Here is a 23,987-nt window from a genome sequence, read left to right as displayed (position 1 = left end):
AAATGAAACAACAATTAGAGAAACGGCTTCAGGCACTAAAATATGAATTTGAGTCAGGACAAAAAATGATCACGGATTTGGAAAATCAAAAGGCTAATCTGCGAGATACACTCTTGCGTATCAGTGGTGCTATTCAGGTAATCGAAGAATTGCTAGCAGAAACTAATATGGCAGGGGAAAACCAAGCTCAAAGTCTTGACAAAGATGATGTAAGTCTCCTAACTAATTAACTAAAAGGAAAAGGTGAACCATATGGGATATCAACGGGCAAGCCAAACCAAAAACAACCAAACCACCCCAACGGGGAAAACCGTTCAAGCCAAGCCAACCCCCTTGGCTACCCATAGTCCGGTTCACCCCCTCCTGAAACTGCAAAGCATCATCGGTAACCAAGCCGTCAATCGTCTCATCCAGACAAAAATGCAAGTGGGGGAACCAGATGATGTGTACGAAAAGGAAGCGGACACAGTTGCAGCCCAAGTAATGCGCATGCCAGCACCACCAGTGCAAAATCAAACAGAGGAAGAGGACATTCAAACTAAGCCCATAGCGCTACAGTTACAATCCGAGGAAGAGGAAATACAAACTAAGCCGATCGCCCTACAGTTACAATCCGAGGAAGAAGAAATACAAACTAAGCCGATCGCCCTACAGTTACAATCCGAGGAAGAGGAAATACAAACCAAAGCAAATCCTGGTCAAACCCCACAAGTATCCCCTAATTTAGAAACCAAAATCCAATCCCGACGGGGTACGGGTCAACTTTTGTCAGAATCCATCCGTAGTTTTATGGAACCAAGGTTTGGGGCTGATTTTAGTAACGTGCGGGTGCATACTGACTCTAGTGCTTCACAGATGAGCAAGGAGTTGGGCGCACAGGCATTTACTCATAGGAGTGATATTTATTTTGGGGAAGGGAAGTCGCCGGGAAATAATGAGTTAACAGCCCATGAGTTGACCCATGTAGTCCAGCAAAATACCGATGTCCAGCGTAAGGATTCTGGAGTTCAAAGACAAAATCAACCTCCCATCCACAATAGCCAGCCTGGAATTCAGAGAGCCGGTCCTCTGGCTGTTCCAGTTGCATGGGCAACGCTTGGTTCCACAGGCTTCACCATTGCCCATGGCACCCTCACTCAGGGCAGTTCGGATTTGACCTACTCATTTGACGAAATGAATGGGACAAAGCTCTATGGGAATGATCAATCTTACAAAACTAAGCATAAGTATCCTATTAGGGCGGGAGCAAAAAAGATAGCTGTTTGGACAGGTACGAAGTCAAGCCGCAAGCTTGGTCTAAAGTTTCAACTGGACTATCTTCATGACGGGTATTCATTGGGGAACATCTCAATGCGCTTGCTTGACACATATGACTGGCCGGCTTGGGGAGGAAGCGTAAGGGTAAATCTTACGCCTCTAGATTTTCCTGGTACTGCAAAGGTTCGAGTTACCTGTAATGTGGCAGCATCACGTACTTTTGCTAGCAGTGTAGCAGGTTCAGAAGTGTTTTACCTAAGTGCAAACAATAAGCTTGCGCAGGTTGGAAATTCAAGCATTTGGCAAGAGTACGACCCATAGTGCGATCGCCGATCTTGTCGGTTGGGTTGAAGCAAAGCATGCAACCCAACAAAGCAAACCTTCTGCGATCAAACCCAGCATTTTAGGCTAGACAGGTTACTACTTGACAAAGTGCCACCAGTCTCTTGACCTGTTGATAAAAAGGAAAAGGTGAACCTCATGGGCTATCAACGAGCAACCCAAACTAAAACAACTGAAGCCAACCATCAGAGAAAGGCTTCAACAGTTACTCAAAAACCGTGGTCAAGTTATGGCCCGGTTCACCCTATGCTGCAACTCCAACGAAAACTGGGAAACCAAGCAGTCAATCGTCTCATCCAGACAAAAATGCAAGTGGGGGAACCAAATGATGTGTACGAGAAGGAAGCGGACACAGTTGCAGCCCAAGTAATGCGGATGTCAGCACCCTCAGTGCAAAATCAAATGGAGGAAGAAGAAATACAAACTAAGCCGATCGCCCTACAGTTACAATCCGACGAAGAGGAAATACAAACTAAGCCGATCGGGCTACAGTTACAATCCGAGGAAGAGGACATTCAAACTAAGCCCATAGCCCTACAGTTACAATCCGAGGAAGAGGAAATACAAACCAAAGCAAATCCTGGTCAAACCCCAGCAGTATCCCCTAATTTAGAAACTAAAATCCAATCCCGACGGGGTACGGGTCAACCTCTGCCAGCATCTACCCGTGCTTTCATGGAACCCAGATTTGGGGCTAACTTTAGTGGGGTGAGGGTGCATACAGACTCTAGTGCCGTACAGATGAATAAGGAGTTGGGAGCCCAAGCCTTTACCCATGGTAGGGATATTTTCTATGGTGCGGGGAAGTCTCCTGGTAAGAATAGTTTGACGGCCCATGAGTTGACCCATACGATACAGCAGACCGGGGGAATTCAGGCCAAGGTAATTGATCAACAGGCCAAGAAGACAAATAAAATAGAAAAGAAGGCTGGGTTTGCTGTTCCGATCAAGGAGAGTCCGGGGAATGGGGTCAATCAAGAATCTCAGACTCTTGTCAAGGATACTGATATAAAACCAGAAGTCGAGAGGGAAAATACAGTTAACACAGAGGTAGTTGCACCTCAAGAAACTGCTGCTCCTAAGGCTGAAACAGCCCCAAAGCCGGAAACAAATGCAACATCGGTTAGTTCTGGAGTTTCTCCAGGGAAAAACCAGGAGGCAATGGCTCCAGAAGCAGCTAATCAAGGGATTAAAGCTGAGGTAAATCAAGAAACCACGGCAACAGCTGCTGAAGCCACACCCCAAGAAACTACTGCTGCTTCCCCAGAGTCAGATCCAGATTTTAAAGCAGTGGTTGCTAAGGCTAAGGGAGTTGCCAATAAGGAAAAACAACACGCCCCAGCTAGTACAAAAGCCAAAGAAGCCCAAGATGCAGCGGAAAGTCCTGCCAAGGAAATAGAAAGCAAAGCCCAGGCCAATCAAGTGGGTGAGATGGAACAGGCTCCCACTCCTGGTTTTAATGCTGCTGCTTTCAAGGCTAAATTAATGGAGCGCATCAAGTCAGCAGCTCCGAAAACTCTTGAAGAAGCGGATGAGTTTAAGGATAGTAACAAACTGGCTTCTGTCAAGAGCCAGATCCAAAATACCGTTAAGCAAGAGCAAACTGCATCTCAAGCACCCTTAGAACAGAAGGCGAAACAAGCACCGGATACCAGCAGTATCGAACCGAAATCAGTAACTCCCCTACCTGCCAATGAAGCCGGAGCAGTAACCAAAAATATTGGTGCTCAAAAAGCTATTCCTAAAGCCAAGGGACAAGGTGAAGTGGAGGCACCGCTACAAGAAAGTAGCCAAAAACTTGACCAACAGATGGCTGACGCTGATATTACCTCGGAACAGTTAGCTAAATCCAATGAACCCCAATTCCAAACGGCTTTAGCAGCAAAACAAGAGGCTCAAACTAATGCCAGCCAAGCACCCCAAGCCTATCGTCAGTTCGAGCAAAACCAGTTAACCCAAGCCCAAGGGGAAGCAGCAACCACAGCTGGGCAACAACTGCAAGGAATGCATGGCTCCCGCGCTGAATTATTAGCTCAGGTTACCAATCAGCAAGTTGAAGCTAAGGGTAAGGATGAGCAAAAGCGAATTGATGTTGCTAGCCACATCAATGGTATCTACCAAAACACAAAAACGTCAGTTGAGAACATCCTGAATGGCATTCAAGGCGAGGTCATGAGTCGCTTTAATGCTGGAACCGAGCGGGCTAAAAAGGCTTATGAAAATTACGTTGCTCCATACATGGAGGACTATAAAAGCCGTTACGATGGTATTTGGGGCGCAGGCAGGTGGTTTAAGGACAAGCTTTTGGGAGTTCCCCCAGAAGTTACTGCCTTTTTTAGAGAAGGGCGGAATGAATATCTCAGTGAGATGGATGTAACCCTTACTGATATTGCTAACTATGTGACTGAGCAGCTTAACCTAGCCAAGGAGAAGATTGCAGAAGGTAGGCGAGAAACTCAGGAATATGTAGACGGATTACCTGCTTCTTTGCAGCAGGTTGGACAAGAAGCTGCTAATAATATTCAGAGTCAGTTTGATGGGCTAGAGCAAAGTGTTGATGATAAACACGGTCAGCTCATAGATACCCTGTCACAAGCCTACACTAAAAACCTCGAAGAATTGGATGCCCGTATTGAGGAGATGAAGGCATCCAATCAACCCTGGTTCGCCAAGGCATTTGATGCCATAACTGGAGTCATCGATACTATTAAGAAACTCAAAGACATGTTGCTGAGTGTCTTGAGTAAAGCGGCTAGTGTGATTGGTACCATTATTAAAGACCCCATCGGCTTCCTAGGTAACTTAATTAGTGGTATCAAACAAGGCTTTGAGAATTTTGTCGGTAACATTGGGCAACATCTACAAGCCGGTTTAATTGGCTGGTTAACTGGAACCCTGGGACCGATGGGTATTCAACTACCCGATGACATCTTTAGCTTACCGGGAATATTCAGCTTAGTAACCCAAGTCTTGGGCTTGACATTTACTTACATTCGTGGTAAAGCAGTCAAACTATTTGGGGAACCAGTAGTAGCTGGGATGGAGAAAAGCGTGGAAATATTCCAGGTATTACGCGATCGCGGACCCATGGGACTGTGGGAACATGTTAAGGAACAGTTCAACGACCTGAAACAAACAGTCATCGAAGAAATCAAAAGCATGGTAGTTACCCAGGTGATCACCGCCGGGGTGAAGTGGGTTCTGAGCTTGTTAAATCCAGCATCAGCCTTTGTCAAAGCCGCCATGGCAATTTATGATATAATAATGTTCTTTATCAATCGCGGTAGTCAGGTGCTGGAATTGGTAAATGCTGTGGTAGATGCCGTGAGTGCGATCGCATCTGGTGCAGTTGGTGGTGCAGCCAAGTTGGTAGAGAATGCTTTAGCGAAAGCTGTACCAGTGGTAATAGGGTTCTTGGCTTCCTTGTTGGGTATTGGTGGTTTGGCGAAGAAGGTTGAGAATATTATTGGTAAGATTCGCCAGCGGATTGATCAGGCGATTGATAAGGTGTTGTTGAAGGCTAGGGGGTTGTTTAATGGGAAGAAGGGTAAGGGGAGTAAGAATGAGCAAAGTAAAGAAAAAGTAGTTGAAGCCGGACTTAGAGACTTACATGTTGAAGAGAATAAATATTTAAAGAACAATAAAATAACTAAAGCTAATGCAATGAAAGCTGCCAAGATTACAAAGAATAAACATCCTATATTCAGCTCTATCACAGTTATTGATGGGGGAAAAGATTGGGATTATGATTATACAATTCGAAGAAGTAAAAGAGAAGATGGCAAAAAAAAAGCGGAAAGAGATAGAAAACATTCAAATCAGACTTGTGAAGATGAAGTCCTTGAGAGACTCCAAGAGGAAAAAGATGCAATTTGTGGTTCTATACCACTGCCTAAGTGTAAGCCAGCTTTGGATAAGCTAAAAGCAGGGAAAAAACTCAAAGGAATATCAGTCAAAGGAATGACGAAAAACCATGTTATTAACAGAATTAGAATTATACAAGAATGTATTGATAAAAGACAACAAATACAAGATGAATGCTTTGGTGGAAAACCGGATCAAAGACATGAAGATGCTATCAATCAAATGAAGAATGCACTGGAAAACTGCCAAGAGCTATTAGACAATTATGGAGATTATATATAGAGAATATTTTTAGCTCAAGCCTTGAACGTTACTATTAATCTCAAGTATTGAGTTTACAGTAGTTTATCATAATGTTATTTTGGTTAATTAAAATGAACAATCAAGATATTTTTGATATAATTCGAGACCATGATGATAGTAATCTTGCGAAAATGATTGAACAAGGCCTCGACGTTAATTTTTACATGCCTAATCCCCCTTTCTGGACTCCCTTACAAGAAGCGATAGATGAAGTGGATTATGGAGGAAAAATAGAAATTGTAAAACTTTTGATAAAAGCCGGAGCTGATGTCAATGCTTGGAATCTAGACCGGGATTCTCATCCATTACTCATGGCTATGTGGGGCGGCCACAAAGATATAGTAAGCTTACTATTGAAAGCGGGAGCTAATCCTAATGTCAAGGATAATGAAGGCAATTCTCCTCTGAGATGGAGTGTAGAGGAAGAAAATATAGAAATGGTTCAACTGCTCCTTAATCACGGAGCAAAAGACACAATCAATGAAGCTGGCGGATTTAGTGGAATGAATGCATTAGGGATCGCGGTAAGTAAGCTGAATATTCCGATAATTAAAACGCTTCTCGATCGAGATGCCGATCCCGAAGTAATTGATAACGATTACCGAAAACCAATAGAAAGGCTGCCGAAGAATGCAGACACTGAGATAAAAGAGAAAATCACAAGATTATTGGTGCGTTACGGCGCAAAAGAGCCAAATGTCTCTTACCTCAAGCAAACAATCCCATGACACACTCTAGACATACCTCATAGTATGGTGGTAGGCGTTCAGCTTAGTGCGATCGCGAAGCGTAGCCCTTTGGGCTAATCGCTGATCTTGCTTTGGTGCGCCCTTCGACAGCGTAACGCACCAAAGCAATCGAATCGATAACGGTACTAACGCCCGCAAAATAGCAAAATGTTCCTTATATTGACCAAACAAGTGCCTGAAGCACCCTACTCATCACTATGGTTTCCCTTTGCTAGCGTAAGCATCCCGCTCACTATTGAAGGATAAATGAAAATTACTCATATATAGCGCTACGCGCCAGGCAAGAGGCAAGAGGCAAAAGTTGACTACAACAGCTTTTGAGCATGTATCAATGTCCTAAATTTAATGGGTAGTGCTATACCAAAGGGAACAGGGAACAGGGAACAGGGAACAGGGAACAGGGAGTAGGGAGTAGGGAAAAGGGAACAAAAATTATCACAATTCATTTAGGATTGGTATATATAATCCTGTTGAAGAGGTAATCATCCAATGGAAAAACTAGAAAAGTACCGATTATTCATCCGCCAGCTATTAACTAATCATGCCACCTTAGAAGCGAATAATCCAAATTCAGAGATTGAGTGTCAACTTATTTTTGACACAGAACATGACCATTATCAACTTCTAGATATCGGCTGGGATGGACTCAAACGAGTTTACAACTGTTTCATCCATTTAGATATCAAAGATGGTAAAGTTTGGATTCAGCGAAATATGACAGAAGCTGATTTGGCGCAATATTTGGTGGACATGGGTATACCAAAAGAGGACATTCTTCTCGGTTTACATCCCAGTTATAAACGTCCTTACACAGGCTACGGAGTGGCTTAGTAGTGGATTAATTGACAATAAAATATAACAAAACATCACTCATAATGATACCGACAAGCCAGAAAATCAATCTGACTACTTCCCACCCGATAAACCAGCCGATGTTCCAAATCAATGCGGCGTGACCAAATATCTGCATCCATATACTTTAATGGTTCTGGTTTACCAATGCCCTCAAATGGATTGATTGTCCATTACAGCAGTAACCAAATCCAAAATTTTCGACGCCACTTTAAAATCATGCTTGAACCACCAAGCCAAATCTTCCTTAAACCTAGAACTAAAACCAGGACTGCGATTAACCACAACTGGCTTTACTTGATCCAATTCAGCCTTTTTCTTCTTCTTCTTGCTCAATTCCCAACTCAGAGTAAAGTTCTTCAATGGTTTGAGGTTTTATTTTTCCAGTCTTAGACTCCTCAATTGCATCCAGCAGGCGAATTGCATTGCTAGGGGTTCTTAACAGATAAACCGTCTCTACTAAACTCCTCAAATCCGATTCTGTAATCAAAGCAACATTCTCCCCATCACGACGATTGATGATATATACCTGATTATTTTGTGCAACTATATCCAACAACTTAAATAAGTTATTTTTAGCATCATTTTGAGATGTAATCTCGTAATCAAACATCAGTTTATGTACAGATTTACGTACATATATTATATCACTTATAGCAAGTCTACTACTTGTGAGGTACAAATTTCTGGTTTTTAGGGAGCAGGGAGCAGGGAGCAGGGAGCAGGGAAGAGGGAACCCACCCCTAACCCCTCCCAGGAGGGGAAGGGAAGAGGGAAGAGGTCAAAACTAATGTGTACCTCATGAGTCCTAGAAACGCTATATACCAAATCAAGCAACGTAAGCATTCAGCCATCAGCCGTCAGCCGTCAGCCGTCAGCCGTCAGCCGTCAGCCGTCAGCTTATTGTATTCAAAAGCTGTTCGCGTAGCGTGCGCGTAGCGCTAATCGCTGTTCGCTGATAGCTGATAGCTGATAGCTGATAGCTGATAGCTGAAGACTTACCTAGCAACAGATGCTTTCCTTGAAACCAAAACCTGATCTGACTTTATGAATTGTAAATTGTTATGAGTAATCATACTGAAAATTTACCTTTAGACAAAGAGTTAACCTTAAGCGACTCCTGCAATCCCTTAACCATTTCCACAACTTCAGGTGCGACCCGTGGCGAATTTAATTCTTAATGGTAAGAGCGCACCTACCTATCCCTCAGCAAACAAAGTGCAACGCTAAGCAATTGCAAATTCAGTGCGATCGCCCCTAGGTTGGGTTGAGCGAATAAATATTTTTGATAAAACCTATCGATTTGATAGCAGAGCGGAACCCAACATCATCTCTTATTTTACCTGAATTTGTTGGGTTTCGTTGCCTCAACCCAACCTACAATACTACAATACATTCCCAAAATGAAGAAACAACAAGGCAATGTTTCAACAAACCCTACTTACCAGTGCGATCGCATAATCTTGTAGGTTGGGTAAAGCTTTCGCGAAACCCAACAGGGAGAATTGGTGTTGGGTTTCACTTTTGGTGGCTTTCGATCAATTTTTCAGGTGTTTGATCAACGCTTTGCCACAATTATTGTGATAAATTAGGAGGTTGTACTCGATAAACTCGAATAAGTTTACCTGCGAGAGTTTCTAATCCATTTATCGCCTGATCAATATTCATTACCATTCTCTGGCGATCGCCATCATCTACGCAAGCAATAATTCCGCAATGTTCCTGATTTAAACGATGTAAACGAAAGAAATCACGGCGATTTAAAGTTAATACTGCGCGATTTTGGTTCACAGCAAAAGCTAATACTGCTTCATCGGATAAACCCTGATTACCAGCTTCTTGGACTGTTAAAACATCATGTTCTAAAGAACGAAGTAATTCTACTACTTGTCTAGGAAACTGCTCATCAGCATATAAACGAACCATCATTAATCTGCCTCATTTTCTTGGATTGCAGTGGCAACTTCCTCAGGATTAACTTGGGCATAGATCCAAGCATTCGCTAAATCAATTGCTGTTAATGTAGGATAGTCATAGAGTAGTTGAGACTCGCTAATGCCTAGATTACGGGCATTTACCAATACCCAAACAGGAATACGAGTTCCAGCAATACAAGCATCACCACCACAAACGTTTCTGGTTTTGGTTATTCCACGCCAGTTTTGGTTCAAACTATGGGCTAAAAGGTGAATTGCTTCTGTTTTCTCTGTGGGAGATAGAGCAAGTAATTGGGTTTCTAGTTGTTTGATAGTCATAGATATTACTTAGGGTTTGCTGAAAAAGTCTTTTGGTATGGGTAGGAGTCAGGAGTTAGGAGAAATGGGAATTATACAGGAGGTAGTCGGAATAATTGTCCCTTGATTTTTCATCCGCTTCGCTAACAGCAATCTCTAGTTGTCGGAAAATTTGTTGGTTTTTAACTTCTTGAGAATAGTCGCAACCTCGTAAAGCTTATTTTGCCGAGACAATAATGAAAACCCATCAGAAAAATCGTATACTTTATCCTTCAACTTGCAGAAGATAAAATCGCTGCCATTCGTTACCATGCCAAAGCTTGGTTGTCGTGGTGCAGCACTCATATAGGCTAAACACTGTGGTAAAGCAATATCCGCCGCAAACTTAGATCGTTTAGCTTCTACAGTCAGTATCCAAACAAGATCGCGAATCACCAATACATCTATCCGACCTCGATAAACTTCATTGTGTTCTTCCACCTCCAGACTGATAGGAACCTCAGATTGTACGAAAAACGGAGGCTCATGAAATTCTAACCGTTCCAGCAGTGGTGCAACAATAGATAAAAGCACCGTTCCTTCAGTTAAGAGACCAGCATTGTAGTAATGATGATATCGCTGCCGGAGACGGTCCAGAAAAGATTTATCATCATCTAATATCTCAATAGAGGATACCTGCCATTCTGAAAAAAACGATTCATCAGTGGCGCGACATAACCCCAAGCGCTCATGTAACGCTTGAAAGCTTGAAATCGTTTTCTCGATTGCCAGTAGTCTACTCATACAGAGCGATTGCTATGGAATTTATTCATTGTAGCTTTTTATGATGAGGCATTCCTATGGGAATTTCTTCCGGAGGAACTCCCATACGCCAGGTTTCAACAACTGCCCTCACAGGAGTTCGAGTCCCCTTAATGATCGGTTCATTATTGAGAATCTGGTCATCTCGAACAAAGTACAGGTAATCAGTAACCTGAACCATAAACACAAAAGAAACCGTACTATTTTCCTTAAGCCTAGGGCGTGTTTTATTGCCTCGGAGATCCCCCTAAATCCCCCTTAAAAAAGGGGGACTTTGAGTATGGCTCCCCCCTTTTTTAAGGGGGGCTGGGGGGGATCATAATCTTGCGGAAAACTTTGAAAACACGCCCTAGCCCTTCCAAAGCAAACACTATCCAACCGCATACCCAGTATGTTCACGAATCTCGGGGGGATGAAAAGCAAGAACAATCCTATCGTTCGGTACTCCTGAAGTAACTAATTCATCCGTGATACCATCTTCAATACCGTCGTAGTGAATCCAGATTTTACCATCGCGGATTTGAGCATGAACAATCGTACCATAGTAAGCATTCAGCGGTCAGCGGTCAGCGGTCAGCCGTCTGCTTTGTGGCACAGGCTTTGGCCTTGGCCAAAAGGCCACGCGGGGCGCGTTTGGCCACGCTGTGCGAACGACGCTGGGACTTTTGTGACTATTAAACAAATGGTTACCTGTTTTATTCAAAAGCTGAGAGCTAATAGCTGATAGCTATCAGCTAATCACTGAGAGCTGATAGCTGATAGCTGATAGCTGATAGCTTACGTACCATATACACGGCGATGATTTTCCCAGTCTTCATGGAGCAGCAGAAAATAATTGCGATCGCACAAGCGCGGAAGCTGAGGCCTTTGGCCACGCTTCGCGAACGCTTCATCGCGTAGCGTGACCTACGGTCAATCGCTAACCTGACCCAGAATAACTCAAAACTCTAAAGGAAGTCCATTATTGTATAATGGTTTTGTATCAAGATTTGCATAGATTTCCCGTCATAGCCAGCGAATGAGAGACGTATTTCATAATGCTGTAAGGCACGGACTAGAAAAAGAGGGCTGGACAATTACCGATGATCCTCTCAGGATTCGGTCTGGCCGAGTTGATATGCAAATAGATTTGGGAGCTGAGAGGTTACTTGCAGCAACAAAAGGAAATGAAAAAATTGCTGTTGAGATCAAAAGCTTCACCAATCCCTCTAATATTTCTGAGTTCCACACTGCTCTGGGGCAATTTTTAAATTACCAAGTTGCTTTAGAACAAGAGAAACCTGAGTTCAAACTGTTTTTGGCAATACCTGTTGGGGCATTAAGGACTTTCTTTAGTCTACCATTTGTGCAAACAGTAGTTAAGCGTTTTCAGCTCAGTCTCTTGGTTTATGATCCATCTGAAGAGGTGATTTTAGAATGGAAAAAATAATCCAGTATCGCCAATACATTAAACAACTTTTGAGTGATTATGCCAGTAAAAGTCCATCTGATGAAGATGTTGAAGCTGCCTTAATTTTTGACTCAGACCACGACCATTACCAAGTTGTCTATACCGGTTGGAAGAATCGCCAACCAATGTATGGTTGTGTTCTACATATGAGTATCAAGAATAGGAAAATTTGGATACATCATGATGGAACTGAAATTGGTTTTGCCAACGAACTTGTCAAATTGGGAGTACCAAAGACTGATATTGTACTAGCATTTCAAGAACCTGCTGTACGTCAATATACTGACTTTGCAGTGAATTAGATTCAGATAACGATGCTAAACCCTATGCAACCCCATACCCAGTATGTTCACGAATCTCGGGGGGATGAAAAGCAAGAACAATCCTATCCTTCGGTACTCCTGAAGCAACCAATTCATCCGTGATACCATCTTCAATACCGTCGTAGTGAATCCAAATTTTACCATCGCGGATTTCAGCATGAACAATGGTACCATATACACGGCGATGATTTTCCCAGCCTTCATCGAGCAGCATAAAATGGTTGCGTTCGCCACTGATAATTACAGAGGTTGTCACATCACCATAGCGGTAAGGAAGATTGGCGTAATACTTTAAAATATTTTCTAGGGTTTCACGCCATTGCTCTAAACGTTGATTGGTGGTTTCCATTCGATAATTTCCTCAATATTTACATCGAAAACAAGTAGGCGAAAACCAGGACTGGGATTAACAACAACTGGCTTTACTTTAATTTATCAAAAAAATGAATGATTATACTGAAAACTTCCCTTTAGACAAAGACTTAACCTTAACCAACACCTCCAATCCCTTAACCATTCCCACAACTTCCCTATCTCTCACCACACAAAACGAGCAAATCATCGAATGTCGCCTTAACTTCCACGTAACCCCCGAACTTTACCACCGCATCGACACCGAAAAACTATTCAACCTCAAACCAGAAGTACGGGCACCCATGAGTGGTGGTAACTTTCTCCCCAGTGGTGACATCCAAATTGAAACCACTCTCCAACCGGATTTACTGCCACAGCTATTAGAAAACGCTTCCACCGCAGAAGAAGCTGCTAACTACCTGCTTGACCTTTGTCAACAACCCGAAAACCCCTTAACAAACAAACTACTCAACACCGAAAGCTGGCTATGCTTATCCGTAAAACAGCAACAACCCAACGGTGAAGTCGGTTATAACACCTTCTGGAACTACCTTAATCCTTCCACCATTAACCACCCAGAAGCTACCAGCGAAGAACTTTCCGCAGGAATTGTTAACTTTTTCCAAGAATGGACCCAAGCCAATTTAGCTGAAGCTACCCAAAACGCTACCTCTGAATTTCTTGAGGGAATTACCAGCATTTTCAACGAATTAGTTGATGAAAAATTCTCCGACACAGAAGAAGATACCACCACAAACCAATCAATCTTTACCGCAATAGTTAACTTTTTTGAATCAGACGAATGGCAATTTGTCAATATACCAGAAACATCAGCCTTGCGTCTTTTATTCCGAGGGGAAAATGGACAATGGACTTGCTACGCCAAAGTCATAGAAGAACAAAGACAATTTGTATTTTATTCAGTTTGCCCCGTTAAGGCTCCAGAAAACAAGCGCCTACCCATTACAGAATTTATCACTCGCGCCAACTATGGCATGATTATGGGTAACTTTGAATTCGATTTAGACGATGGAGAAATCCGCTACAAAACCAGCATTGATGTACAAGAGGACAATCTTAGTTTTGCTTGAATTAAACCAATAGTTTATGCTAACGTGATGACAAGGGATGAATATTTACCGGGAATTATGGCAGTTCTTGAATCAGAGGTGGAAGTGAAAGAAGCGATTTCATGGATTGAGGGTTAAGACATATAGCAATTCTACGACTTGTGAGGTACAAATTTATGGGTTTTAGGGAGCAGGGAGCAGGGAGCAGGGAGCAGGTAAATTTTTAAAGCTGCTCCAGCAGCTAATTCATTCGCCACAGCTTGAGGGACAATAACGGAGCCATAAAGTTGTGGGAGTAAATCTAGTAAATTTGTTTGATAGAGATATTAGATTGGTTAGGTATAGTAATCCTAAATCAATTGAGAGAATGTTTGTTACCTGTTCCCTACTCCCTGCTCCCTGCTCCCTGCTCCCTGTTCCCTGTTCCCTGTTCCCTTTGCTATATCAGCAATCACATTAGGCATTCGCTAAATCCTCTGTTAATTCTGCTTCTGTTAATCTGAAAGTGTTGATACCATAGTCACTCAACTTAGATAAAAAAACTACTCGCTCAATACCAGCTAGTTGAGCAGCAGCACCAGAGTAAAGTTTACCTAATTTATAAAGTTTCATCGCAGCACTTAAACATAATTCTTCTCCTAGTGTGGTGTTAGGTTTAAAGCCTGTGCGGTTTCTTCTGGAACAGATAGGGTAAGTTGATACATAATCAAAGGGAAAGCTACTTTGCTATAAATATAGCAATTATCATAGCTATAAGGTACACAATTTCGGGATTTTAGGGAACAGGGAACAGGGAACAGGGAACAGGGAACAGGGAAGAGATAAGAGATAAGAGAGAAGAGGGAAGAGGGAATAGGGAATAGGGAATAGGGATGCGCTGCATCAAGACTGTACCTTATAACTGCCAGAAACGCTATATAGCATTTATCAAATACGTGAGGTACAGTACGTACCGGAAGCGCTACCCCTTTGGTCTAATCGCCGATACAAACAATTTCCTCAACATGGACAAAGCCAGGCTTTAAAGATAATTGAAAATCTAAAGTACTATTAACGTTAACAAGGATAACTTCGAGGTGCGCAATGGATCTACACAAATCTAAAACTATACTCTTGAGTAGCATACTCTTAGCATACTTGAGTCTCAATGCTTGTAACGAACAAGGGACACCGCCACCGGATACATCCACTTCCTCTCCATCTCCTATAACAGAAGTAGAAACATCCCCAACTCCTACCCAAACTCAAAATACCCCTAAGCAAAGAAAAGTTAAGGTTTTTTTACCCAAGCAACCTCAAAGTAATGAGGATTTTAGGTATGTGGAACCTGTAGTCAGAAGCACCAATAGTCGTGCAGTGGCTACTTTTGCCATTGAACAGTTGATTATTGGTCCGACCACAGCAGAAACTAAAATTGGTTTCACCGAAGCACTAAAACTTAAAGGTAGCTCCAACTGTGGTAAAGATTTTACTCTCTCTATTGCAGCAGAAACCGCCACCCTCAAGTTTTGCCGTGCCATTCCTTCCCCTGGAGTAGGCTATGATGCTAGAGCTACCAGTGCTATTCAATCTACCCTCAAACAGTTCTCAACTATCAAATCGGTAGTTATCCTCAACAAAGACGGCAATTGTTTTGGGGACTTAAGTGGTGAAAACCTCTGTTTGAAGACTGGGAGCAAGAGAGAAAGACTTTCTACTAAATCTAAAATAGCAATTAATGGCATTGGCCCCATCACCGTGGGCATGACGGTGAAAGAAGCATCCCAGGCTGGGCAAGTTAAATTAGTGCAACAAACTAGTGGTGGAGAAGACTATGGTTGCTTAATCTACAAGCCAGAAGGAATAGAAAATCTCTGGTTTATGGTGACAGAAGTAAAAATTACCAGGGTAGACACACGTTCTCCACAGATTAGCACAATTAGCGGGATAAAAGTGGGGGATAAGTTAGATAAAATTATGTCTTTGTATCGTAACAAAATAGAACTTGAACCCCATCAATATGTACCGGGTGGTAAATATGCAACCTTCGTACCAACAGATACTTCAGATAAAAATTATCGAGTGATTTTTGAAACCAATCCAGAGGGTAAGGTAACTAGTTTACGCGCTGGGAAACTACCGGAAGTGGCATATGTAGAAGGATGTGTTTAACTCAAGTTGGAAAGAAGTACTGCGCTCTAATGAAGGTGAGCTTCCCTTGGGAGAGCCAACCCAGAATCTAGAAAATCGGCTCTTCGGTACCGGTTATATCATGTCCGGTTGAATACTTACACAGATAGATTCTGATCAAACCAAAAAATCCTCGGATCTCTTTCCTTCTGTTCCCTGTTCCCAGATCCGCTGTTCGCTGTTACCTTCTCCTTATTTTCGATTCCCTATTACCTGGTAAACACGTCAGGAATTTTTATTTAATTCGAGATAATAACTTGACAAAAATATCCGTGGCGAAGTAATATCATTTTGGTTTCATCAGAAACAAACATTAGAGATAAGTTAGGTGATGAAAATCTTAAAAGTTATCAAAAACGGCATGAACTTCAAATTCGCCCAAGCGTTGAAAGTGCTGTGCGCTTTGTTGGTAGCGGCACAACTGTTTTTAACTAGCGCCCCCCCTGCGATCGCACAACCCATTGGCCCTTGTGTACTAGATCCGGCTGATATTGGTGTGCCCTGTACTCGTGATATCAATCCCTGTGGCAATCCTAGCATTTGCCTCTGCCCGGATGGATATTCCTATGATCAATCTGTCGGCAAGTGCATGATCAAAGACATTTCTATGGCAGGCGGTCCTGGAAAACCTGTTGATAGCAAGTGTGCAATCCCACCGCAGGGTATTTGCACCCGAGACATCAATGCGTGTGGCTATCCGAGCATTTGCCAATGTCCTGGAGGAACCGAATACAGTGCGTTGACTGGTTCTTGTGAAGTACAGGTCGGATACTAGAACCTCACTCTGTTAGTAATTCTATCCAATCCCAGGTGATCACAAGTTAGATTCAGATCATAATTAACAGTTGAGGGTTCACTTTCAGCAGTGAACCCTCAACTGAACAGACTTAGCCAGTTTTGTCAACATTAATTAAGTCAGTAATTGTTAATTAAAATAAAAATCCTATTACCCTTGATTTTTAATTAACATTACCTCTATAATTTTTACGCCAGTTTCCTCTGATATCTCTAAAGCCTGAGAAAGCTCGTTCAAAAAGTCTTCTTCCTCATCGGTAATTTCTCCATCTGCTAAGATAATATCAGTGGCGATCGCAAAGGCGGTTCCTTGTAGCTCATAGGGGAGTGATTTCAGGGCTGCACTAAGAAGAGGATAAGAACCTTGCCGCTGCAGGAGCATCAAAATTCGTTCAAACATTCTTGCCATTACATCAGCTGAGTAGCTCCTAAACAGCTGCATTCGAGATAAGGCAGTAATAATGGCTTGTACTTCAGAATTAGTCGCGTATCCGTCAGCAGCAACAGCGATTAATGCGATCGCAGCAAATGCTTCAGCTGGTCCGAGTGTTGTCTGGCTGTGTTGACGACTAATTGAAATTTTATCAAACAGACCCATTTTTGTTGTCTCTTGGAAAAGTACCTTAGTTAATACCAAGATGACATTGGTGACCGCAAATGGAATTAGTGGAAATACTGAACTTGTGACTAGACTTTGCGAAAGTTTCCTATTCCACCTCAAGCAGGGCTATAGTTAATCTGGTTAATCTGACCAATAAACTAGAGTCAATCTCCATCAAGGATAATCACCCCTGTGGCACCAGTAACCCCCGACGTAAACCAGCGAGTTCAGGAACTGCGGCGACTGTTGCAAAACGCTAGTTATGCCTACTATGTCCTCGACAATCCCATCATGGCAGATGCCATCTACGATCAACTCTACCGGGAACTGCAAGAGCTGGAAACAGAGTATCCTCAGTTAGTAACCTCTGATAGTCCAACCCAGCGGGTAGGAGAAAAACCAGCTACTGGTTTTGTTTCCGTGCGCCACAATATCCCACTGTATAGTCTGGATAATGCCTTTAACCTTGAGGAATTTAATCAATGGCAAGAACGATGGCAGCGTCATATTTCTGGTGATATTTCCCAAGACTCAGGACTCAATACTGAATACGTTTGTGAACTGAAAATTGACGGTTCAGCATTAGCACTGACCTATGAAAATGGGATTTTAGTGCGGGGAGTGACCAGGGGTGATGGGTCCACAGGAGAAGATATTACTCAGAATGTCCGCACTATTCGCTCCATTCCTTTGCGGCTGAATCTAGATCAACTTAATCTAGACGAAAATCTAGACCAACTGCCAGCTTTAGTAGAAGTGCGTGGTGAGGCATTCTTACCTCTGGATGTATTTGAGAGGATTAATCAGGAACGAGCACAAGCAGGTGAGCCATTATTTGCTAATCCTCGTAATGCCGCTGCTGGTACGTTGCGCCAATTAGAACCTCGAATTGTTGCTAAACGGCAATTGGCTTTCTTTGCTTATACCTTACATATTCCGAATCAGGATAGTAGTGAGGAGTACACCATCCCAATGCCCAATTCCCAATGGGATGCTCTAGATTTGCTGCAAAAGCTTGGTTTTCCGGTGAATCCCCATCGCCAATGTTGTGCTTCCCTACAAGATGTTCAGGATTATTACAATCATTGGGATGCGAAACGGAAAGATTTACCTTACCTGACCGATGGGGTAGTGGTGAAAATTAATGCTTTCCCGATACAACAACAATTGGGGTTTACCCAGAAGTTTCCTCGTTGGGCGATTGCTCTGAAATATCCGGCTGAAGAAGCTCCCAGTCGTGTGGAAGCAATTACAGTTAATGTGGGACGCACCGGAGCAGTGACACCCTTGGCTATTTTAGAACCAGTGCAATTGGCAGGGACAACAGTACAACGGGCTGCCCTACACAATGGTGATTATGTTGCCCAATTAGATTTGCGAGTTGGGGATACGGTGATTGTACGGAAAGCGGGGGAAATTATCCCGGAGGTGGTACGTGTCTTACCAGAGTTACGTCCTGATCATGCTAAACCCTTCGAGATGCCTACCCATTGCCCTGTTTGTAATCAACCCTTGGTGCGTCCTAAGGGTGAAGCAGTGACTCGCTGTATTAATTCATCTTGTCCTGCTATTGTTAAGGGCACTCTCACCCACTGGGCAAGTCGTAATGCTCTTGATATTAATGGTTTGGGGGAAAAGATTGTAGAACAATTGGTAGACCAAGGCTTGGTCACATCGGTTGCTGACCTTTATGATTTAACCCTAGAGCAGCTGGTGTCATTGGAGCGTATGGGCCATAAGTTAGCCCAGAAGTTGCTAAATGCGATCGCAAAATCCAAAACCCAACCTTGGTCACGAGTCCTGTATGGGTTAGGGATTCGTCATGTCGGTAGTGTCAATGCTCAAACCCTTGCCCAGACTTTCCCTACCATTGAGCAGTTGGATCAAGCAACCGTCACCGATATTGAGGGAATCTATGGCATTGGACCAGAAATTGCTCAGTCTGTCTGGGGTTGGTTTCAGATTTCCAGCAACCAAACCTTGATTACTCGATTGCGAGAAGCAGGTTTACAGTTAGTAGCCTCATCTAAAACAATAGCGCTAGATAATAAACAACCCTTAACCGGAAAAATCTTTGTGATTACTGGCACCTTGCCTACCCTCAAGCGTAGTGACGCGAAAGACTTGATTCAAAACGCTGGTGGTAAGGTTACTAGTGCCGTTAGTGCCAAAACTGATTATTTGGTGGTTGGGAAAGATCCTGGTTCTAAGTTAGAAAAGGCTAAAGCATTAGGAATTACCCAATTACGTGAATCCCAGCTATTAAGATTTACCCAGAAGTTTCCTGCGATTGTGAAGGGAACTATCACCCACTGGGCAAGTCGTAATGCTCTTGATATTAATGGTTTGGGGGAAAAGATTGTCGAACAATTGGTAGACCAAGGCTTAGTCACATCCGTTGCTGACCTTTATGATTTAACCCTAGAGAAGTTGGTGTCATTGAAGCGTATGGGGTATAAGTCAGCCCAAAAGCTGCTAAATGCGATCGCAAAATCCAAAACCCAACCTTGGTCACGAGTCCTGTATGGGTTAGGGATTGGTCATGTGGGTAGTGACAAGGCTAAAACCCTTGCCCAGACTTTCCCTAACATTGAGAAGTTGGCTCAAGCAACCATCTCCGATATTGAGGGAATCTACGGCATTGGACCAAAAATTGCTCAGTCTGTCTGGGATTGGTTTCAGATTTCTAGCAACCAGACCTTGATTGATCGATTGCGAGAGGCAGGTTTACAGTCGATTGACAAGAGACCTCTGACCCGCTGGGCAAGTCGTGATGCTCTTGATATTAATGGTTTGGGGGAAAAGATTGTCGAACAATTGGTAGACCAAGGCTTAGTCACATCCGTTGCTGACCTTTATGATTTAACCCTAGAGCAGCTGGTGTCATTGAAGCGTATGGGGTATAAGTCAGCCCAAAAGCTGCTAAATGCGATCGCAAAATCCAAAACTCAACCTTGGTCACGAGTCCTTTATGGGTTAAGGATTCGTCATGTGGGTAGTGTCAAGGCTAAAAACCTTGCCCAGACTTTCCCTACCATTGAGCAGTTGGCTCAAGCAACAATCCCCGATATTGAGGGAATCTACGGCATTGGATCAGAAATTGCTCAGTCTGTCTGGGATTGGTTTCAGATTTCCAGCAACCAGACCTTGATTGATCGATTGCGAGAAGCGGGTTTACAGTTATAAGGATCACCTTAAACTATAGCGCTATATAAAATCCAACCATTAACCGGAAAAACCTTTGTGATTACTGGCACCTTGCCTACCCTTAAGCGTAGTGACGCGAAAGACTTGATTCAAAACGCTGGTGGTAAAGTTACTAGTGCCGTTAGTGCCAAAACTGATTATTTGGTGGTTGGGGAAGATGCTGGTTGTGACATACTCCTACACTGATCTTTTCAGATTCAGTGTAGGCTTCTTACCAACTCCACCTATTGGTTCGGATACTCGGTAAGCTTTACTTCGGACGGGATGCCCCACCGCCAACTTCAATATATTTTTTGCCGCATTCACGTCCCGGTCTTCCGTGTATCCACAGTGAGGACAAGAATGAATGCGGTCTTTTAATTTTTTTTGAACTTTTTTGCCGCAATTAGAACAGTTCTGACTGGTGTTTCGGGGGTTCACTGCTTTCGTGGCCAGTCCAGCGATCTCGGCTTTGACTGATAAGATTGACAGAAATTGACCCCAACCAGCATCTAAAACTGACTTGGCCATTTTGCTCTTAGCCAGACCCTTAATGTTTAATTTTTCATGAGCCACTAGATCGTGATTGTCTAGTAAGTCTTTCGCGGTCTTAAAATGGAAGTCTTTCCTGGTATCAGCTACCTTTTTGTGAGCCTTTCCCAATTTAAGAACAGCCTTTTTTCTGTTGTTGCTTCCCTTCTTGGAGCGGCTAACGGCTTTCTGAATTTTTTTTAGCCGTTTTTGAGCTTTTCGGTAGTACTGAGGGATGGGTACCTCGGTACCGTCAGATTTGATAAGGAAAGACTTAAGACCCATGTCAATCCCGACAGGATTAGTGACACTGTTGATCGGGATAATCTCCGGTGCAGAGTCATCTTGAATCAACAGGGTAACGTAATAACCATCGGCTTTTCGGGTTATCGTGGCGGTCTTAATTGTGAATCCATCAGGGATTGGTCTGTGATATATCATCTTGACCTTACCAAATTTTGGTAGGGTCAGAATATTGCCGCTAACTGGATTTTTAGACAAGGATGGAAAAGTAAAAGAGCGGTATCTGCTCTTACTCTTGAATCTTGGTTTTCCGCTCCTGTTGCCATTGCAGTCTCCTTTCAGAAACCGCTTAAAAGCCAGATCTACCCTCTTTACACAGTCTTGTAAGACCTGAGAGTGGATTTCTGCATACCAGGGTCTACTTTTCTTTAGTCCAGGTAGTGTCTTTTTCTGAGAAAAATAGTCTGGTTTTTTTCTTAGTTCTGGTAGATAGCAGGTTAGTGGACAGGAGTTAATAGAACAGCGATTCCGCTCATACCAATTAAATCTGTCAGCTAACAAGTAATTGTACTGACAACGCAACATATCAAGCCATTTTTCGATCTTGGCTATTTGATTTTTGTTTAGTCGCAACTTGTACTGGTAAGCTGATATCACTTTACTGTTCTCCTGTCTATCGACCTAAAACCATGCTAGCATGTGGGTGACCAATTGCAAACCCAGAATAGCCCAAAAATTGAAATACAAAAAACTAGTAGTCAGATTGACTGATTTTGAAAAAAGGCAGTTAAGACAAGAGGCCGAGCGGAGGGGTATGACTCCATCTGAGGAACGTAAGAAGCTTCATAGCTCGCCTACCAATACCAAAAGACCCAGTGCAAAATTCATCCCACACTCATGCTACGCATTGAGATGTGGGATGAATTTTGCCGGACGGCTAAGTTAGAAAAGGCTAAAGAATTAGGAATTAGCCAATTAAGTGAATCCCAGTTGTTGGAATTGCTGTAAGTCACCGTATCCCATACCAAATCTATGTTATCGATTCCCGATTCCCTTACTGTGGTTGGTTAAACCGGTCAGGTGATGGCAAGTAAGTCAACCAAAAAACCCCGCGTCTCATGACCGGGGAGTGTTGACAGTGGATTGAAGGTTTAGCGGTAACGACGCTTGCGTCTGCGAGCGATCGCTTTGCGCTTTTTCTTTTCAATGGGAGTCTCAAAGTGCCGTAGACGCTTCATATCAGCAAAAATTCCTGCTTTAGATACTTGTCGCTTAAATCTACGCAGGGCTGACTCAATACCTTCATTTTCACCGACAACCACTTGGGTCATACTAAATTAATCCTCCTAAATTTGAACAAAAAATTCTACCTATAGTATCATACAATTATACTATCTAGCAAGATTGGTGATAACAAGACGTCATAAGATATTACCAAAAATTTTGGGTAATCGCGCCCTGTCCTTATAGGACGGCTTTTATTTAAACTTTATCTTGACAGTTTGTGATAGGTGTGCTAAAAGAAAAATATAAAAGACTAGATAGATACTATCTAACCATAAGTAGACAACGTAAAAAATATGTATCAGATACATATTGCGTAATTTGGTCTAACGACTTAAACGTCTGCCGAAAAATTTAGATAAAAAAAAGTACCTATCTATCTAATATAAAAAAAAGGTACGGTGGGGCACACCGGAACCTGGATCTGAAATGATCTAAACGCTCGGGGAGATTTGTCCTCTACTCTTCCTGGTTCCGGCTGGCCCACGCAAGACGAGTCGTTGATCCAAGAATCCCCGTTCTTATAGGACGGGGAGTGTCAAACCGTCAAATACTGGAAAAAAAGACTATTTCATTAACAATTGCGGTTGATCTCGATGAAGGTAAGGATTCAGCTATCAGCTATCAGCTATCAGCTATCAGCTATCAGCTATCAGCTGACGGCTGACGGCTGACGGCTGATTGCTTATGGATGAAGTTTAGCGATCGCATTTTCAATCAACTCAACTCCTTGCTCAACCGTCTCTATTCTACTGAGTTTCTGACGCAATTCCCCTGCTCCAGGAAACCCTTTCGCGTACCAACTCATGTGTTTCCGGGACTGATAAATACCCCGCTCCCCCTTATAGTGCCATAGACCTTGTAAATGCTCCTTAGCACATTCAAGCAGTTGTACGGGTGTGGTTGGGGGTAACAGTTGTCCGGTTTTCAGAAAATAGTCTATTTCTCCGACTAGAAAGGGATAGCCCAGGGTTCCCCGAGAACACATTACCCCATCAGCACCGGTTTCTTCCAAGCAGCGCACTGCTGCATCGACGGACAAAATATCCCCATTAGCAATCACTGGGATAGACAGCACATCTTTTACCCGCTTAATCCATTCCCAGCGAGCGGAGCCATTATACCCCTGGTCACGGGTACGGCCATGGAGGGTCAACATCTGAGCCCCGGCATCTTCCATACGTTGGGCAAATTCTACCGCATTGATCTCCTGATTAGTCCAGCCAATACGGGTTTTGACTGTTACAGGTACCTCCACTGCCTTGACTACTGATCGTACAATTGCTTCCGCCGTTTCTGGATCTCGCAGTAAGGCAGACCCGCCACCATTTTTAGTAATTTTATTAACAGGGCAACCCATATTGATATCCACAGTATCTGCCCCTTCTGCCACTGCCCTTTGTGCTGCTTGAGCCAGAAAGTCCGGGCGACAGTCGAATAATTGGATACTGATCGGTTTTTCTAATGGGTCTACCTCCATAATCTTGGGCAATTCTCGGAGATACTTTAACTGGCTAGCATGAACCATTTCGGTATACATCATCGACTCAGTGGCGTAGCGACGCACTAGGCGACGAAA

28 protein-coding genes and 3 pseudogenes are annotated in these 23,987 nt (G+C 43.1%); 16 read left to right on the top strand and 15 right to left on the bottom strand.

Features of this window, described 5'->3' with window-relative positions; translation table 11 throughout:
- Positions 1-2: 2 nt before the first annotated feature.
- The 4 genes from F6K51_RS22755 to F6K51_RS22740 all read left to right on the top strand — a co-directional run bounded on the left by F6K51_RS22755 (position 3) and on the right by F6K51_RS22740 (position 6,494).
- Positions 3-230 (top strand): hypothetical protein, encoded by a 228-nt coding sequence (locus F6K51_RS22755; RefSeq protein WP_293024476.1) that lies wholly within the window; start codon positions 3-5, stop codon positions 228-230.
- Between the two features lie 22 nt (positions 231-252).
- A complete protein-coding gene (locus F6K51_RS22750; protein ID WP_293024500.1) occupies positions 253-1,578 on the top strand; it encodes a DUF4157 domain-containing protein in 1,326 nt (441 codons plus the stop codon).
- Positions 1,579-1,737: 159 nt separating this feature from the next.
- A complete protein-coding gene (locus F6K51_RS22745; RefSeq protein ID WP_293024474.1) occupies positions 1,738-5,745 on the top strand; it encodes a DUF4157 domain-containing protein in 4,008 nt (1,335 codons plus the stop codon).
- 92 nt (positions 5,746-5,837) lie between these two features.
- A complete protein-coding gene (locus F6K51_RS22740) occupies positions 5,838-6,494 on the top strand; it encodes an ankyrin repeat domain-containing protein (RefSeq protein WP_293024472.1) in 657 nt (218 codons plus the stop codon).
- A 326-nt stretch (positions 6,495-6,820) separates the two neighbouring features.
- Here the strand turns inward: F6K51_RS22740 and F6K51_RS22735 are convergent, their stop codons facing one another.
- Positions 6,821-6,961 (bottom strand): hypothetical protein, encoded by a 141-nt coding sequence (locus F6K51_RS22735; protein ID WP_293024470.1) that lies wholly within the window; start codon positions 6,959-6,961, stop codon positions 6,821-6,823.
- Between the two features lie 43 nt (positions 6,962-7,004).
- Here F6K51_RS22735 and F6K51_RS22730 point away from each other — a divergent pair, with 43 nt between their 5' ends.
- On the top strand, positions 7,005-7,346 hold the full coding sequence (locus F6K51_RS22730) for a XisI protein (RefSeq protein WP_293024468.1): 342 nt from the start codon (positions 7,005-7,007) through the stop codon (positions 7,344-7,346).
- A gap of 35 nt (positions 7,347-7,381) precedes the next feature.
- Here the strand turns inward: F6K51_RS22730 and F6K51_RS22725 are convergent, their stop codons facing one another.
- Positions 7,382-7,489, bottom strand: a complete 108-nt coding sequence (locus F6K51_RS22725; RefSeq protein WP_293024466.1) for a type II toxin-antitoxin system YoeB family toxin — start codon at positions 7,487-7,489, stop codon at positions 7,382-7,384.
- A 185-nt stretch (positions 7,490-7,674) separates the two neighbouring features.
- A complete protein-coding gene (locus tag F6K51_RS22720; RefSeq protein WP_293024464.1) occupies positions 7,675-7,980 on the bottom strand; it encodes a type II toxin-antitoxin system prevent-host-death family antitoxin in 306 nt (101 codons plus the stop codon).
- 188 nt (positions 7,981-8,168) lie between these two features.
- Between F6K51_RS22720 and F6K51_RS22715 the strand changes: the two genes are divergently transcribed.
- Positions 8,169-8,306 (top strand): hypothetical protein, encoded by a 138-nt coding sequence (locus tag F6K51_RS22715; protein WP_293024462.1) that lies wholly within the window; start codon positions 8,169-8,171, stop codon positions 8,304-8,306.
- 636 nt (positions 8,307-8,942) lie between these two features.
- Here the strand turns inward: F6K51_RS22715 and F6K51_RS22710 are convergent.
- The 5 genes from F6K51_RS22710 to F6K51_RS22690 form a co-directional block, all read right to left on the bottom strand.
- Entirely contained in the window at positions 8,943-9,293 is a 351-nt protein-coding gene (locus F6K51_RS22710) for a DUF5615 family PIN-like protein (RefSeq protein WP_293024498.1), read from the bottom strand.
- A 2-nt stretch (positions 9,294-9,295) separates the two neighbouring features.
- Positions 9,296-9,622, bottom strand: coding sequence for a DUF433 domain-containing protein (locus tag F6K51_RS22705; RefSeq protein WP_293024460.1), 327 nt, complete (start codon positions 9,620-9,622; stop codon positions 9,296-9,298).
- Between the two features lie 135 nt (positions 9,623-9,757).
- Complete coding sequence (locus tag F6K51_RS22700; RefSeq protein ID WP_075898376.1) at positions 9,758-10,384, bottom strand: type I restriction endonuclease; 627 nt, start codon at positions 10,382-10,384, stop codon at positions 9,758-9,760.
- Between the two features lie 25 nt (positions 10,385-10,409).
- Positions 10,410-10,583, bottom strand: a complete 174-nt coding sequence (locus F6K51_RS22695) for a DUF433 domain-containing protein (RefSeq protein ID WP_293024456.1) — start codon at positions 10,581-10,583, stop codon at positions 10,410-10,412.
- A gap of 189 nt (positions 10,584-10,772) precedes the next feature.
- Complete coding sequence (locus F6K51_RS22690; protein ID WP_365940084.1) at positions 10,773-10,901, bottom strand: element excision factor XisI family protein; 129 nt, start codon at positions 10,899-10,901, stop codon at positions 10,773-10,775.
- Positions 10,902-10,928: 27 nt separating this feature from the next.
- Between F6K51_RS22690 and F6K51_RS22685 the strand changes: the two genes are divergently transcribed.
- Positions 10,929-11,126 (top strand): hypothetical protein, encoded by a 198-nt coding sequence (locus tag F6K51_RS22685; protein WP_293024454.1) that lies wholly within the window; start codon positions 10,929-10,931, stop codon positions 11,124-11,126.
- Positions 11,127-11,136: 10 nt separating this feature from the next.
- On the opposite strand, the gene F6K51_RS22680 is transcribed toward F6K51_RS22685, so the two are convergent.
- On the bottom strand, positions 11,137-11,277 hold the full coding sequence (locus F6K51_RS22680) for a hypothetical protein (protein ID WP_293024453.1): 141 nt from the start codon (positions 11,275-11,277) through the stop codon (positions 11,137-11,139).
- Between the two features lie 143 nt (positions 11,278-11,420).
- On the opposite strand from F6K51_RS22680, the gene F6K51_RS22675 reads away from it, so the two are divergent.
- Both F6K51_RS22675 and F6K51_RS22670 read left to right on the top strand, forming a co-directional pair.
- Positions 11,421-11,831 (top strand): XisH family protein, encoded by a 411-nt coding sequence (locus F6K51_RS22675; protein ID WP_293024451.1) that lies wholly within the window; start codon positions 11,421-11,423, stop codon positions 11,829-11,831.
- Positions 11,819-12,154 (top strand): XisI protein, encoded by a 336-nt coding sequence (locus tag F6K51_RS22670; RefSeq protein WP_293024449.1) that lies wholly within the window; start codon positions 11,819-11,821, stop codon positions 12,152-12,154. Before F6K51_RS22675 ends, F6K51_RS22670 begins: the two co-directional genes overlap by 13 nt.
- A 22-nt stretch (positions 12,155-12,176) precedes the next feature.
- On the opposite strand, the gene F6K51_RS22665 is transcribed toward F6K51_RS22670, so the two are convergent.
- Positions 12,177-12,524 carry a XisI protein gene (locus F6K51_RS22665; RefSeq protein WP_293024447.1) on the bottom strand — a complete coding sequence of 116 codons (348 nt, stop codon included), beginning with the start codon at positions 12,522-12,524 and terminating at the stop codon, positions 12,177-12,179.
- Positions 12,525-12,618: 94 nt separating this feature from the next.
- Between F6K51_RS22665 and F6K51_RS22660 the strand changes: the two genes are divergently transcribed.
- A complete protein-coding gene (locus tag F6K51_RS22660; RefSeq protein ID WP_293024445.1) occupies positions 12,619-13,620 on the top strand; it encodes a YbjN domain-containing protein in 1,002 nt (333 codons plus the stop codon).
- Between the two features lie 268 nt (positions 13,621-13,888).
- The gene (locus F6K51_RS22655; protein ID WP_293024443.1) at positions 13,889-14,059 is read left to right on the top strand and encodes a hypothetical protein; all 171 of its coding nucleotides are present in this window, start codon (positions 13,889-13,891) and stop codon (positions 14,057-14,059) included.
- On the opposite strand, the gene F6K51_RS22650 is transcribed toward F6K51_RS22655, so the two are convergent.
- Entirely contained in the window at positions 14,056-14,211 is a 156-nt protein-coding gene (locus F6K51_RS22650; RefSeq protein WP_293024442.1) for a UPF0175 family protein, read from the bottom strand. The two genes, F6K51_RS22655 and F6K51_RS22650, sit on opposite strands and share 4 nt — an antisense overlap.
- 471 nt (positions 14,212-14,682) lie before the next feature.
- Here F6K51_RS22650 and F6K51_RS22645 point away from each other — a divergent pair, with 471 nt between their 5' ends.
- Positions 14,683-15,750, top strand: coding sequence for a hypothetical protein (locus tag F6K51_RS22645; RefSeq protein WP_293024440.1), 1,068 nt, complete (start codon positions 14,683-14,685; stop codon positions 15,748-15,750).
- 346 nt (positions 15,751-16,096) lie between these two features.
- On the top strand, positions 16,097-16,543 hold the full coding sequence (locus tag F6K51_RS22640) for a hypothetical protein (RefSeq protein ID WP_293024438.1): 447 nt from the start codon (positions 16,097-16,099) through the stop codon (positions 16,541-16,543).
- 171 nt (positions 16,544-16,714) lie between these two features.
- On the opposite strand, the gene F6K51_RS22635 is transcribed toward F6K51_RS22640, so the two are convergent.
- A complete protein-coding gene (locus F6K51_RS22635) occupies positions 16,715-17,161 on the bottom strand; it encodes a tellurite resistance TerB family protein (RefSeq protein ID WP_293024436.1) in 447 nt (148 codons plus the stop codon).
- Between the two features lie 195 nt (positions 17,162-17,356).
- On the opposite strand from F6K51_RS22635, the pseudogene ligA reads away from it, so the two are divergent.
- The 3 pseudogenes from ligA to F6K51_RS22620 all read left to right on the top strand — a co-directional run.
- A pseudogene (ligA, locus tag F6K51_RS22630) lies at positions 17,357-19,429 on the top strand (NAD-dependent DNA ligase LigA); the annotation flags it as partial.
- Between the two features lie 27 nt (positions 19,430-19,456).
- Positions 19,457-19,858, top strand: a pseudogene (locus F6K51_RS22625) (helix-hairpin-helix domain-containing protein); the annotation flags it as partial.
- 66 nt (positions 19,859-19,924) lie between these two features.
- Positions 19,925-20,536, top strand: a pseudogene (locus F6K51_RS22620) (helix-hairpin-helix domain-containing protein); the annotation flags it as partial.
- Between the two features lie 12 nt (positions 20,537-20,548).
- On the opposite strand, the gene F6K51_RS22615 reads toward F6K51_RS22620, so the two are convergent.
- The 3 genes from F6K51_RS22615 to dusB all read right to left on the bottom strand — a co-directional run.
- Positions 20,549-21,781, bottom strand: coding sequence for a transposase (locus F6K51_RS22615; RefSeq protein ID WP_293024434.1), 1,233 nt, complete (start codon positions 21,779-21,781; stop codon positions 20,549-20,551).
- 494 nt (positions 21,782-22,275) lie between these two features.
- Positions 22,276-22,455 (bottom strand): 30S ribosomal protein S21, encoded by a 180-nt coding sequence (rpsU, locus tag F6K51_RS22610; RefSeq protein WP_008186741.1) that lies wholly within the window; start codon positions 22,453-22,455, stop codon positions 22,276-22,278.
- 638 nt (positions 22,456-23,093) lie between these two features.
- On the bottom strand, positions 23,094-23,987 hold an 894-nt coding region (dusB, locus tag F6K51_RS22605; RefSeq protein WP_293024431.1), incomplete at its 5' end, for a tRNA dihydrouridine synthase DusB.

This window comes from Moorena sp. SIO3I8 (assembly GCF_010692325.1).
GTDB lineage: Bacteria > Cyanobacteriota > Cyanobacteriia > Cyanobacteriales > Coleofasciculaceae > Moorena.
This window is presented reverse-complemented; position numbering and strand designations above follow the sequence as displayed.

What these genes read in the sequence shown, in the direction of transcription:
- F6K51_RS22755 (WP_293024476.1), top strand. Translation starts at nt 3, where the DNA reads ATGAAACAACAATTAGAGAAACGGCTTCAGGCACTAAAATATGAATTT.
- F6K51_RS22750 (WP_293024500.1), top strand. Translation starts at nt 253, where the DNA reads ATGGGATATCAACGGGCAAGCCAAACCAAAAACAACCAAACCACCCCA.
- F6K51_RS22745 (WP_293024474.1), top strand. Translation starts at nt 1,738, where the DNA reads ATGGGCTATCAACGAGCAACCCAAACTAAAACAACTGAAGCCAACCAT.
- F6K51_RS22740 (WP_293024472.1), top strand. Translation starts at nt 5,838, where the DNA reads ATGAACAATCAAGATATTTTTGATATAATTCGAGACCATGATGATAGT.
- F6K51_RS22735 (WP_293024470.1), bottom strand. Translation starts at nt 6,961, where the DNA reads ATGAATTGTGATAATTTTTGTTCCCTTTTCCCTACTCCCTACTCCCTG.
- F6K51_RS22730 (WP_293024468.1), top strand. Translation starts at nt 7,005, where the DNA reads ATGGAAAAACTAGAAAAGTACCGATTATTCATCCGCCAGCTATTAACT.
- F6K51_RS22725 (WP_293024466.1), bottom strand. Translation starts at nt 7,489, where the DNA reads ATGGATGCAGATATTTGGTCACGCCGCATTGATTTGGAACATCGGCTG.
- F6K51_RS22720 (WP_293024464.1), bottom strand. Translation starts at nt 7,980, where the DNA reads ATGTTTGATTACGAGATTACATCTCAAAATGATGCTAAAAATAACTTA.
- F6K51_RS22715 (WP_293024462.1), top strand. Translation starts at nt 8,169, where the DNA reads ATGAGTCCTAGAAACGCTATATACCAAATCAAGCAACGTAAGCATTCA.
- F6K51_RS22710 (WP_293024498.1), bottom strand. Translation starts at nt 9,293, where the DNA reads ATGGTTCGTTTATATGCTGATGAGCAGTTTCCTAGACAAGTAGTAGAA.
- F6K51_RS22705 (WP_293024460.1), bottom strand. Translation starts at nt 9,622, where the DNA reads ATGACTATCAAACAACTAGAAACCCAATTACTTGCTCTATCTCCCACA.
- F6K51_RS22700 (WP_075898376.1), bottom strand. Translation starts at nt 10,384, where the DNA reads ATGAGTAGACTACTGGCAATCGAGAAAACGATTTCAAGCTTTCAAGCG.
- F6K51_RS22695 (WP_293024456.1), bottom strand. Translation starts at nt 10,583, where the DNA reads ATGGTTCAGGTTACTGATTACCTGTACTTTGTTCGAGATGACCAGATT.
- F6K51_RS22685 (WP_293024454.1), top strand. Translation starts at nt 10,929, where the DNA reads ATGAACAATCGTACCATAGTAAGCATTCAGCGGTCAGCGGTCAGCGGT.
- F6K51_RS22675 (WP_293024451.1), top strand. Translation starts at nt 11,421, where the DNA reads ATGAGAGACGTATTTCATAATGCTGTAAGGCACGGACTAGAAAAAGAG.
- F6K51_RS22670 (WP_293024449.1), top strand. Translation starts at nt 11,819, where the DNA reads ATGGAAAAAATAATCCAGTATCGCCAATACATTAAACAACTTTTGAGT.
- F6K51_RS22665 (WP_293024447.1), bottom strand. Translation starts at nt 12,524, where the DNA reads ATGGAAACCACCAATCAACGTTTAGAGCAATGGCGTGAAACCCTAGAA.
- F6K51_RS22660 (WP_293024445.1), top strand. Translation starts at nt 12,619, where the DNA reads ATGAATGATTATACTGAAAACTTCCCTTTAGACAAAGACTTAACCTTA.
- F6K51_RS22650 (WP_293024442.1), bottom strand. Translation starts at nt 14,211, where the DNA reads ATGAAACTTTATAAATTAGGTAAACTTTACTCTGGTGCTGCTGCTCAA.
- F6K51_RS22645 (WP_293024440.1), top strand. Translation starts at nt 14,683, where the DNA reads ATGGATCTACACAAATCTAAAACTATACTCTTGAGTAGCATACTCTTA.
- F6K51_RS22635 (WP_293024436.1), bottom strand. Translation starts at nt 17,161, where the DNA reads ATGGGTCTGTTTGATAAAATTTCAATTAGTCGTCAACACAGCCAGACA.
- rpsU (WP_008186741.1), bottom strand. Translation starts at nt 22,455, where the DNA reads ATGACCCAAGTGGTTGTCGGTGAAAATGAAGGTATTGAGTCAGCCCTG.